Annotated in this window: 9 protein-coding genes and 1 tRNA gene; 5 read left to right on the top strand and 5 right to left on the bottom strand. The window is 63.6% G+C overall.

The genetic code is table 11. The features are described from left to right. Positions 1 to 308: 308 nt before the first annotated feature. Entirely contained in the window at positions 309 to 1,352 is a 1,044-nt protein-coding gene (locus tag AB0J87_RS54975) for a hypothetical protein (RefSeq protein ID WP_363982038.1), read from the top strand. Positions 1,353 to 1,776: 424 nt separating this feature from the next. Here AB0J87_RS54975 and AB0J87_RS54970 read toward each other — a convergent pair whose 3' ends face one another. The 3 genes from AB0J87_RS54970 to AB0J87_RS54960 all read right to left on the bottom strand — a co-directional run bounded on the left by AB0J87_RS54970 (position 1,777) and on the right by AB0J87_RS54960 (position 4,714). After that, the gene (locus tag AB0J87_RS54970) at positions 1,777 to 3,018 is read right to left on the bottom strand and encodes a hypothetical protein (RefSeq protein ID WP_363982035.1); all 1,242 of its coding nucleotides are present in this window, start codon (positions 3,016 to 3,018) and stop codon (positions 1,777 to 1,779) included. Beyond that, the gene (locus AB0J87_RS54965) at positions 3,018 to 4,442 is read right to left on the bottom strand and encodes an N-6 DNA methylase (RefSeq protein WP_363982032.1); all 1,425 of its coding nucleotides are present in this window, start codon (positions 4,440 to 4,442) and stop codon (positions 3,018 to 3,020) included. Before AB0J87_RS54965 ends, AB0J87_RS54970 begins: the two co-directional genes overlap by 1 nt. A gap of 83 nt (positions 4,443 to 4,525) precedes the next feature. Further along, the gene (locus tag AB0J87_RS54960; RefSeq protein WP_363982029.1) at positions 4,526 to 4,714 is read right to left on the bottom strand and encodes a hypothetical protein; all 189 of its coding nucleotides are present in this window, start codon (positions 4,712 to 4,714) and stop codon (positions 4,526 to 4,528) included. Positions 4,715 to 6,083: 1,369 nt separating this feature from the next. Between AB0J87_RS54960 and AB0J87_RS54955 the strand changes: the two genes are divergently transcribed. Together AB0J87_RS54955 and AB0J87_RS54950 are read left to right on the top strand one after the other, a co-directional pair. Next, complete coding sequence (locus tag AB0J87_RS54955) at positions 6,084 to 6,320, top strand: helix-turn-helix domain-containing protein (protein ID WP_363982027.1); 237 nt, start codon at positions 6,084 to 6,086, stop codon at positions 6,318 to 6,320. Next, the gene (locus AB0J87_RS54950) at positions 6,313 to 7,881 is read left to right on the top strand and encodes a tyrosine-type recombinase/integrase (protein WP_363982024.1); all 1,569 of its coding nucleotides are present in this window, start codon (positions 6,313 to 6,315) and stop codon (positions 7,879 to 7,881) included. Before AB0J87_RS54955 ends, AB0J87_RS54950 begins: the two co-directional genes overlap by 8 nt. A gap of 211 nt (positions 7,882 to 8,092) precedes the next feature. Here AB0J87_RS54950 and AB0J87_RS54945 read toward each other — a convergent pair. After that, positions 8,093 to 8,166: transfer RNA gene (locus AB0J87_RS54945), tRNA-Arg, on the bottom strand. A gap of 937 nt (positions 8,167 to 9,103) precedes the next feature. Here AB0J87_RS54945 and AB0J87_RS54940 point away from each other — a divergent pair. Beyond that, positions 9,104 to 10,039 (top strand): phosphotransferase, encoded by a 936-nt coding sequence (locus AB0J87_RS54940; protein ID WP_363982021.1) that lies wholly within the window; start codon positions 9,104 to 9,106, stop codon positions 10,037 to 10,039. Continuing rightward, positions 10,023 to 10,949 carry a cobalamin biosynthesis protein gene (locus AB0J87_RS54935; RefSeq protein ID WP_363982018.1) on the top strand — a complete coding sequence of 309 codons (927 nt, stop codon included), beginning with the start codon at positions 10,023 to 10,025 and terminating at the stop codon, positions 10,947 to 10,949. The genes AB0J87_RS54940 and AB0J87_RS54935 overlap by 17 nt, the downstream gene beginning before the upstream one ends. A gap of 60 nt (positions 10,950 to 11,009) precedes the next feature. Here the strand turns inward: AB0J87_RS54935 and AB0J87_RS54930 are convergent, their stop codons facing one another. After that, positions 11,010 to 11,243 carry a hypothetical protein gene (locus tag AB0J87_RS54930; RefSeq protein WP_350728071.1) on the bottom strand — a complete coding sequence of 78 codons (234 nt, stop codon included), beginning with the start codon at positions 11,241 to 11,243 and terminating at the stop codon, positions 11,010 to 11,012.

Genomic DNA, 11,243 nt, shown 5'->3' with positions numbered 1-11,243 from the left:
CGACAGCCGGGCATCCACGCTGACCACAGCGAGAAAATCGACCCCCAGCCGAACCTCTCAGCCGACCAACTCAAGGTCGAGAAAGATCGAGGCTAGGGCACTGACCCGCTGATTCGTGATTCCGTGCCAGTGGAGACCCTCTCCACGAACCACAGACACGCAGGCCCGCAGGCCCGCGACTCTCTGTGTTGTATCCAGCAACCCGAATCTAGCATGACGTACCTGCTAATACTTTCGCCGGATGAGCGACTGATGGCCGATGCACCAATAGGGTCGCATGAACTAGCTCTGATCGCTATAGTTCCAACATGCCGGATATTGACTCCGATCAACTGCTGTTCTCTGCTCGGGACTTCACCAAACGCGCTCTCGATGCTTACATTGCAAACGACGGTCGCGTCATCCTCATGTTTTCGGCGATCAGCCTTGAGCATCTATGCAAGGCATATCTATACCAAATGGATCCAGCCTTTCTTGTGGACCCAAACTCTCGAGGAAAAGAGCATACAGATACACTAATCTACTTCACAGGAAATAGCCGCCCAGGGGGGGACTACAAGGTGCGAACCATAGGCGCAAGAGACGCTATTCAAATTGTCCGGCGCCTCAACAGCCAAATTTCTATTCCCTCCGACCTGATCGAACAACTCTTTCATGCACGAGATAGCATGGTGCACGCTGGATATTCCGAACCTACCCTCAATATCAGCGTGTTTTCCGCATACCTACACACCTGTAGCGACCTCTACCCTCTGATGGGGGTTGACCCTAACAATATTTGGGGTCGACACTCAGATCTCGTCAACGCCCTAGTTCGCACTTCCCTTGAAGCAATAAGGACATCGGTCGAGAGGAAGATAGCCATCGCGCGGTCCAGACACGTCTCGGAAACCTTGCTAACCCTAGAAGAGAAGGACAGCATCCTGCAGGCTATCACCAAGGTTCGCAACCTGTACGGCGGCTTCGGTGCCACCACCACCATCTGTCCGGCGTGCGGACGAAAGGCGGCAACCTATATTGGAAATGTAGAAGCGGCAGTTGATCCAAGACGTACACACACAATCAACTACACACTCCACGGACACACGCTGATCTGCCGAGCATGTCAGCTCACGCTGCAAGGGTCGTTGGAGATTGAACACGCAGGCATCGCGAAGAAGGTCTCTTACGCTGAGGCGCAAGTCTCAGACCTGAAATCCATCGATTATGTCGACCGCAGAGATTTCATTCCTTACTTCGACGATCCAAATTTTGAATATGAGCGCCAGTTTGATCCACAGGATCCACATCATCCCGAAGACGATTACATAGAAATGATCTCTCAGCAGGACGAGGACGAGGAACGTTGGTAGCTTCCTAAGTAGACAGCCTAGCTTGAGTCCCGAGTTTCAAGGCATCGGTTACTCCCGTCGATTCCGTTCACCGAAGGCGATTGCACGATGCGACCCTGACTTAAGCGAGAAGATCACACCGTCGTTATGATCGCAGCATCTATGGAGCGAGCCCCGTGGCGCCGACTAAAATCGATGCCCTCACCAAGCACGTACTCAACCCAGCAGCTAACAGCAGTCGTCTGTGCCCTCTCTGCTCAGCCCTACGACTGAAGGCGTGGTAGCTAATCCGCCGATACGGGACATGCTCGACACGGCCATGGGACCGCGAGAAAGGCTTCGGGTATCCCTACTGTGCAGACCAGATGCGGCATGTAGGACTTCGCTCCTATCTCCCACCATGGAAACTCAGGAACCGCAGACATTCCTGACTATCACCATCCTGCTAACATTGCGTCGACAGACTGGGGAATTTCGCGGACTTCCAGGCGAAAGTGCCGTTTAGGAAACCATCAAGAATTTGATTTCCCAGGTTGCGAAGGGTCTCGTTTTCAGCCTGTGCGGTTTGTGCCCGCGCATGGAGGCGCCCAGCAATCCGTGCGAACCGCTCACGCACCTTCTGCGGAGGCCAGCGGACCACAGTCGATGAAAATGCGCGTCGGCTGAGTTCACGTCCGGCGGAGCCCTGCGCATTGGCCGCTAGTTCAGAACTTCGAGAGCGGATTTCATGGAGCAGCCAGTAGGAGTCGGCAGCCGAGTCCGGCTTAAGCACCAAAACTCCACGGCCAGCAGCAACAGGCACTTCGTTCCTCATGACCTGCACACCGTCCTCCCTGGAAGCGACGAGAAGCGAGCCGAGGTCACATACGCTTGCGTCATCTGCTGACGCGAGTAGCCGCTCTGTTCGGTATAGGTATGGAAGGCCGCCTTGCAGGATGTCCGCAGGTGAAGCGAAGGCGATCCTGTCCTTAGTCGGAATACCATCCTTGTCTGGGCTTGGGCGCGACGCGGTTCCGGCGTGTAGCTCAGCTAGAGCCCCGAAGGGCTGTTCGGGCCATTCCCTACTTTGCCATGTCTCGACAGCGAATTGCGCCTCACTCAGCGTGATCGCGCAATCGGCGATGCGTATATTCGTCGCAGTTTTCTCCTCCAGAATTTGCATCGCCCGCAGAAAGGCCTCCCTCGGACCAGCGGGCGGCAGCGGTACAGGCATATCACGCAGCGCCGCCAGGGCGAGTGTACGCTGCAGCGTCGAACTGGTGGCCTGCCGCTCACACCATTGACGTACCTCTGGCGACCTCAGCCATAGACTCAGCCATGCTCCTTCGTCGGGGTCTGTCACGCGGATGATCCCGACGGTCCGCGAGGCGTTCCAGTGGTGAAATTCGTCGGTGACTACCGCAGCCTCACCCACTCTACCCACCAGGATCACGACGACATCGCCAGCCTCCACCCGACTGCGAAGGTTGGCTTCGTGTACTTGAGGGCTAATTCGCCTTGGCTGGCGGCTGTCTAGTCGCCCGTCTTGAATATCTGCAGCACGGATCATGCCCACTCCATCGTCGGCATGATTACCAGGACGGGTGATGCCGTAACCAAGGATGTGTGCGGATCGCAGCTTGCCCAGTCGCTCTACCGTCCAGTCCTGGGGAAGCCGACGGAGCCGCTCCTGCAAGGCATCCCGCATCACGATTTCCCCAGCAGATCGCGCAGCTCGCCTTCGAGACGGTGGGCCTTGTCGAAGAGCTCGTACAATTCATCGGTCAAGCGGGCTACGAGTTCTTCTCCGTCGGCCTGTGTCGCCTCTACTGCGGCCCCGCCTACATAATGAGACGGCAGTACGTCGTACTTCTGAGCCGAAATTTCTTCGGTGGAGACGGACCTGCACCAGCCGGGTACGTCCTCGTATGAAGTCATTCCCTGTGCGCCCCGCCAGGCGGCGAAAGTTCCGACAATCCGCTGCCGCGCCTCGTCTGGTACAGTACGGCGGCCTCGTCCCACGGCCAGCGCCATTTCACGTGCGTCGATCAGTAGATACTGGCCCGACCGATCGTTGCTACCCCAGTTGTCGCGAGGCTTCTTACTCCTGCTGAAGAGCCACAAGCTTACAGGGTTGCGCACATGGGGGATCAGCCCGGCGGGCAGCTCAATCACACAGCTGAGAACATCGTCTTCCACCAGGCCAGCCCGTATGTCGCGTTCGGCTGGTTTCGTTCCTGAGGCGGCGCCTGTTGGTAGGAGAAGCACCCCGCGCCCCGTAGGAGACATCTTGCTGATCACGTGCTGGGCCCAGGCGAAGTTAGCATTGCCGGCTGGCGGTACCCCATAAATCCAGCGGCGACCGTAACGACTGTGACCGCCTTCATCCCATCCGGTCTGGTTAAAGGGAGGATTGGCGACGACCACGTCGAAGGTCCAGTCCTCGAAATGATCATCTGTCAGACTCGAGGCTGGCCCTCTTAAATCTGCTGCGACATCGTGGATCACGAAGTTCATCGCGGCGGTCTGCAACGCGATCCGGTTGACATCCTGCCCATGCAACGCCAGCTGAGCGTCCCCGCCATCGTTTGCTTTAACGAACTCGCTGGCCCGCAGGAGAAAACCACCGGAACCGCAGACCGGATCGTAGACTGTTTCACCTTTTCGGGGCGCCATCAGGCCGACCAGAAGCCGAGCGATGTCCACCGGAGTGTAGTACTGGCCGCCTCTCCCCATCGTCAGCGAATGCGCCAGACAGAGATCGAACAGTCCTGCAAGGTCTGGTGCCGCGGCTACGCAGTCGACCAAGGGAGCGAGCTGTGAGCCACGCGCGTCGACGAGGCCCGGCAGTTCTCTCAGCCCTCCATTGGCCGACTCCCACGTTCGCAAACCGCTTCGAATGACACTTGCCAGTTCGTGCCCGTCGCGCCACCGGAAGTCCTGGGCCATAAGCGCGTCCCAGGCCTGGCGAGCAGCTGTCCGGCCGCCCCGCTCATCGGTGCGTTCGGTGTTCGCCTCGTGGCTCAAGAGGATCAGAGCCATGGCGAGGAAGAGGGCATCTTCGGGTGTCAGTGCCCCGCGTAGGGCGTCCAACGCGCGTCCAAGCGACAGCTCCTTCGACGCTCTCTCCACCCTCGACTCCTGCCGATCCTTGACTTTCTTGTTTCTTGTGAACCCTATCGGCCCTTGCCCTGCCCCAGCATGTCTGGCTGCCTTCAGTCGGGCTGCAGGAAGGTCAGAATCATGATGGCCAAGGTGGCAGCGCTGGCGAAGACACAGGCGATGGTCATCACCGCCTGGTCCACCCCTTTCCCGCGCGCCAGCCACCAGAAGCCAGCGAGCAACGCACAGATCGCCGCCACCGATAAGGCGATCACGAGCGCCGTAACGCGCATCCCATCCACCCCGTCCTCCCTCCGCTACGTATGCCGTGAACCCAGCACGAACGGACGAGCTAGAGGTCGCCCGATGCTGTGAGCATCACCGTAGCACGTGCAGCAGTCGGTTTGGATGGGCTAGAGCAGTCCGTTTGGATCATTCTTCTTGACTATAGGATCGTGGTTGAGGACGCGACAGATAAATGCCGACCTTCCCTGATTGGGGGACCCTGGCCGTCCGGAACCACCCGCGCTCGACTGACGAGCGGTGGCGATGAGCAGACGTACCGATACCCGACTGCTCTGCCAGAAGTTAGTCAGTTAGTCACTATTGGGGTTCGCCGATCTTGCGCTCGCCGATGGCTGGAGTTGCCCGGTTCGGTAGACACATCGGGCTTGCGACAGGAAGTCCTCTCCACCCCTCCGATCACATGACTGTGGACTAGTCAGTCTTTAATTCCATGGTCAGTTGCGGCGAGGCCATGTGGTGGCCAGCCTCGACGGGTACAGGGACATGAGCGGGATGATCTTTCAGATGGTGCAGGCCGTAGGACTGCATCTACGCAGGTCAGAGCGCACGTGCTAGCCGTACAACTGCCACTCTCCTAATGCGAGCCCTCTTGTTAGCGTCAAGGACGCCTGCGAGTCGAACGCCCACCCCGCCCCGATCTATGGGTGATCGTTGGTTGTGAGCCACCACCAGGCGCCGGCGAATCAGATACGTAGTCTCGGGCTGTAACGGAGTTCATGGGCAGCAGCGGCCTGCCGGACGGAGATACACCGGGTTACGAAGCGCGATCTTGTCCGTTCTTTACCTGCACTCGTGTCCGAATTCGTGCCTGGAGGCAGGTATTTAAAGAGTGACAGGGACCAGGTGACTCGGATGATCGGGCCACATCACCATGACACGACCCAACCACATCACCCTTCGAAGTTCGGCATCCACCACGCCCATCAGGCCCAACGACCTCAGCCAGAACAGGCCCTGGCATGCGCCGCCGAGCGGCTCTCCTGGGCTGCCTCAGCGCGATCAACTGTTTGCTGAGCACCTCAGGTCAGGTCCGGTCACCAGATGGGGCTTGTTTTCGCTTGTCCGCCGTGCGCAACCATCCCCGAGCGCACAACCTCCCGATCCACGCTGGCACCTCCGACGGGCTGCTCATCATCGTCACGGCGCCTCGCTGGGCCATGCGATGCGTGCCTCCCGTAGCGACGATCGAATCGGGCTTGAGTGCCGCCGCCGAGGTGGGCGTCGATACGTCGTGCCCGGCACCGCACTCGGGGCGGTGGGCGATGGTGGGCATTACGCTCACCCGATCACCCGCACCGCCCCATCCGTGCTCGTGCCGGGCGGGCCCACGGCAGTCGCGCGTCCTTCTCGGCCTGGATGCCAGCGATGAGGCGCGCGCTGACGTTGGCCGAGATCCAGCAACTGCCAGCCGTGGTCGACGTGGTCACCGCGGGAAGGGCGCTCGGATTGGGACGCACCACGGCCTACCAACTCGCCAGGGACGGCCACTTCCCCTGCCGGATCATCCGCATCGGCAAGAGGTACCTGGTGCCCACCGCCGCCCTGCTCGCGCTGCTCGGCGATCACACCCTCATGGAGGAGGACAGGACAACCGATGGCTGAAGGCAGCACGTTCAAACGCTGCTCCTGCCGCGACGGCGACGGCAAGGAACTCGGGCAGAAATGCCCCAAGCTGCGCCGCCCCAGCGGCGGCTGGAACCACCGGCACGGCATCTGGCACTACCAGATCGAACTGCCACCCACCCCCGACGGGAAGCGACGCGGCCCGCTCCGCCGCGGCGGCTTCACCGGCCAAGACGACGCCGAAGCCGAACTCGCCCAGGTACGCGCACTCTTGGCGTTGGCCGGACCGCGCGAGCCCGCCACCCGCACCCAGATCGCCGACCTGATCAAGCGCACGCTGGCCGAGACCAAGACGCTGCCCAACATGGAGACAGTCCGCCGCAAGATCAAAACCGGGATGGACCTGACCCAGGAGATCACCGTCGAGCAGTGGCTGGAGGAGTTCCTCCAACGCAAGCGGAAGATCGAGGAAAGCACCCGGCGCTCCTACGAAGGTCACATCCGCCTCTACCTGAGCCCCTACCTCGGCCAGCTGGCGCTGGACCGGCTCAAGGTCAGCGACATCGCGGTGATGTTCGAGCAGATCGAAGAGTTCAACGACGCCATCGCCGAACACCGCGCCAGCCCCGACCCGAGCGTGCGGGCCAGCGTCAAGTACCGGCGTCCGGTCAGCATCGCCACCATGCACAGCATCCGCGCCACCCTGCGACACGCCCTGAACATGGCCATCCGACAAGACCGACTCCTCGACTTCAACCCCGCCGCCGTGCTGGAATTGCCGGCCAAGACCCGGCCCAAAGCGTTGGTGTGGACCGACGACCGGGTCCAGGACTGGCAGACCGCCTTCCACGAACGCCTGCGAGCAGAGAAGCAGTGCCGGGGCGGGCGGCGGGTGGATCCGGTCGACGCCTACACCAGCACGCCCCGGCCTTCCCGGGTGATGGTCTGGACCCCGGCTCAGACCCGGCTGTTCCTGGAAGAGGCCCAGCGGCACCGCCTTTTCGCCCTGTACCGGCTGATCGCGTTGCGTGGTCTGCGCCGGGGAGAGGCGTGCGGGCTGCGCTGGAAGGAGGTCAATCTCGACGCCCAGACCATCACGATCAACTGGCAACTGGTGCAGTTGGCGGGACAGGTCCACGAAGGCACGCCCAAGACCGACGCCTCGGTACGCACCATCGCCCTGGACGCCGAAACCGCCACAACGCTGCGCACCCACCGGCAGCGGCAACTCCAGGAACGACTGGCCAAGGGCCAGGCCTGGAAGGACACCGGGTTCGTCTTCACCCAACCCGAGGGAGATCGGCTGCATCCCCAGCACGTCACCGACCAGTTCCTGTGGCTGGCCTACCTCGCCGGCCTGCCACCCATCCGCCTCCACGACCTCCGCCACGGCGCCGCCTCTCTGATGCTGGCCGCCGGGGTAGAGATGAAGGTCGTGCAGGAGACTCTGGGGCACACCTCCAGTTCCTTCACGGCCGACACCTACACCTCGGTCTTCCCCGAGGTGGCGATGGCGGCCGCGGAGAAGACCGCAGCACTTCTGCTCGCCGAGGAGGAGGACCAGGAGGGGCCGGGAGAGGTGATCCCGCTGCGGGCCTGACCCGCTACATCAGGAACCGGCCCCGTGATCGCCGCGCTTGCACGGCGATCACGGGGCCGGTTCCTTTGCCGAGATAGCCCCAGAAGGCCGATGTCGATCACGGTGTGTGCGGGGTTGGTGCGCGCGAGCACGCACGGAGCACGCAAGCGCTAGACGAAAATTCTAGAACGCATCCGATCCCGCATAGCTGCAGGTCAGGACATGATCAAAGCGCGCCCTGCAGGATTCGAACCTGCGACCGTCGGATTAGAAGTCCGGTGCTCTATCCAGCTGAGCTAAGGGCGCTCCCGCCTTATTGTGCATGATCCGGCGACATGTCACGCACACGTTTTCCTCGTGTCAGTCTGTCAGGCCGATCACACCCACCATGAACAGCGCCCCCAAGGTGGTAGGAGTCAGGGTCGAACCAGTGGCCGAGCAGGGTGTGGGGGCCTCTGGGACGATATCGGAGGTGGCCAGATACGGGAGGAAACCGGCTAAAAGACCGGGGTAGGCGCTCCGGGTGCTGTCCGGGATGGTGATGAGGGAGGCCAGGGGAGCGACGCGTCCAGGAGCAGGAAGGTCGGGATGCGGCGGCGGGCGTGTCGTAGAGGAATGTGACCGTTCGGGAAGTCGTGAGCGGTTAATCCTGTCGCTGCGGCCAGCCTCGGGGAGGTGTACGTCTGGGCGCGGGGCCGTCCGGTGGCTGGGGGCGATTGGAGCGTCGGTGGGGAGGCCGACATCGGCGTGGGGACAGGTGACGTGGTGGCGGGCGACGTGGGCATCGGGCATGGTCATCTAGCGTTCGGCGATAGGGATGGGTGGGAACACTGGGGCGACGATCAGCATCGGCGGGGGTACGCCGAACGCCTCCGCCAGGGGTTTGGGGAGGAGGTCGAAGGAGTTCTCGCCGAGCATCGCGCCGGCGGTGGCGTTGAAGACCCAGCCTCATAGGACTCTGCGGTGCTGCGCCCCGCGGCACAGTGTCCGGTCGCGTAGGACCCCGTAACGCGGCACCCCGTGCGACAGCGCCTGGCCGCACAAAACCCCGCGGCACAGGACCCCACGACACGGTGCCCGGCCGCGCAGGACCCCGTGCCGCAGGGGCCCGCGCGATAGCGCCTGGCCGCACAGGGCCCCTGCAGCACAGGTCCCCACAGCACGGCGCCCAGCCGCGCAGCACCCCGCGGCGCAGCACCCCGCGGCGCAGCACCCCGCGGCGCAGGAGCAGGTGGCTGTGGGGATGGGGCGGGTGGTTGGTGCGGTGGGTGGAGGGGCAGGAGGGGGCGCCTGGTGGGGAGGGGTGGGGGGAGATTGTTGTGGAGGGTGGGTGGAAGGTTGGAGCTGGAGGAAAGGGTGGGCGGGGGTGGGGCAAAAGGGTCTAAGCTCTCGTGGCATGGTCGCGACGCTCCTGCATGAGATTCCGTTGCAGGGCGGGGACGTGACTGACGGGGTGGTGCGGGTCGGTGACACCGTGCGTAGACCGGCCAGTACGTCGACACCCGCCGTGCACGCCCTGCTCCGGCACCTCGAGGCCCGTGGGTTCGGAGGGGCGCCGCGGGTGGTGGGGATGGACGGGCTCGGGCGGGAGATCCTGACGTATCTGCCGGGTACGACCGGGTTGCGGCTTGAGTGCGTGAGTGATGAGGCGCTGGCCGGGCTTGCGGTGTTGCTTCGGGAATTTCATGACGCGACCGTCGGGTTCCCGCTGTCCCTGGAGGGGTGGGAAGGCGGATCGAATGATGACAAAGCGCCAGAAATCATCGGACATTGTGATTTAACGCCAGCCAACGTGATATTTCGCGAGGGCAGGCCCCACGCGCTGATCGACTTCGATCTGGCCCGCCCCACCACGCGGCTGTTCGACATCGTCACCACGCTCCGCCACTGGGCTCCCATCGCCGACCCCGTGGACCGGTCCCCGCTGCTCCGCAACCTCGACGTGGGCGAGCGGCTGAGGCTGTTCTGCGACGCGTACGGCGTGCCGCCCCGCGACCGCCGCCGCCTCCTCGAACTGGCCAGGCTCCGCTTCCACCGCTCCTACGACGTCATGCGCACCCGCGCCTCGGCGGGCGGCAACTGGGCGAAGATGTGGGCGGGCGGCGCCGGCGAGCGCATCCGCCGCGCGGCGGCCTGGCTGGACGTACACGAAGACGAGCTCCATGCCCATCTGGTGTGACCCGCTGGGGATCGCCCTCGGGGTGGCCCTCGACCGGCTGATCGCCGACCCGCGGAGCGCCGCCCATCCGGTCGCGGTCTTCGGGCGCGTCGCCGCGAGGGTGGAGAAGTCCCTGTACGCGGACAAGAAGGCGCACGGAGTCGCACATGTCGCCATCTGCGTCGGCGGCGCGACCGCGCTCGGAGTGCTCGCCCAGCGGATCCCCCACGCCCGTACGGCCGTCACAGCCGTCGCCACCTGGGCCGTGCTCGGCGGCACCACGCTCGCCCGCGAGGGCGAGTACATGGCGGACGCCCTCGAAGGCGGCGACCTGGAACGGGCCAGGGCCCGCCTCCCCCACCTCTGCGGCCGCGACCCCTCCCACCTCGAGGCCAAGGAACTCGCCAGGGCCACGGTCGAGTCGCTGGCCGAGAACACCTCCGACGCCGTCGTGGCCCCGCTCCTCTGGGGCGCGGTGGCGGGCGTGCCGGGGCTGCTGGCGTACCGGGCGATCAACACGCTGGACGCCATGGTCGGCCACCACTCCCCCCGCTACGAACGGTTCGGCTGGGCGGCGGCCAGGCTCGACGACGTGGCGAACTACGTACCGGCCAGGGTGACGGGGCTGCTCACGGTCCTGACCGGGCCGGCCCCCGGCCGCGCGCTGGCGGTGCTCAGGCGGGACGGCCACCGGCACCCCAGCCCGAACGCCGGCAGGTGCGAGGCCGCCTTCGCCGGGGCGCTCGGCGTCACCCTGGGCGGCACGAACGTCTACCAGGGCAGGACCGAGCACCGGCCCACCATGGGCGACGGGCCCGAGCCCGACGTCAAGGACATCCGCCGTGCGGTACGTCTTACGCGCGCCGTCAGCCTGGCCGCCGCCGGAGCGGCCGTGCTGACGGCTTGGGCCCTGCGAAATCGCCGCAAATAGGCCATCGGGAGGATTGCGGACGGCCGCGCAATTGCGCGGTAATCAGCCATTGATTGCTTTTCACATTACGCGGTTGAGGTTGAGCACCAGCCAGACCACGAATATCGCGAGCAAACTGATGCCGATCATGGCCTTCGCGGCGCTGTTCGCGACGGCCTTCCTGGCTGTGACCTGCTTGGCGCTCTGCTTCCACACCTGACGCATGATGATCATCGTCTGGAAGCGGCGGCCGAGGGCGAACACGGCGAGAGCGATGATGATGAATAGAATGACGCGACCGTCTGCAGGTTCCAC

Source organism: Nonomuraea sp. NPDC049625 (genome assembly GCF_040675285.1).
Taxonomy (GTDB): domain Bacteria; phylum Actinomycetota; class Actinomycetes; order Streptosporangiales; family Streptosporangiaceae; genus Nonomuraea; species Nonomuraea angiospora_A.
The sequence above is the reverse complement of the archived record's forward strand: the minus strand, read 5'-3'. Positions and strand labels throughout refer to the sequence as shown.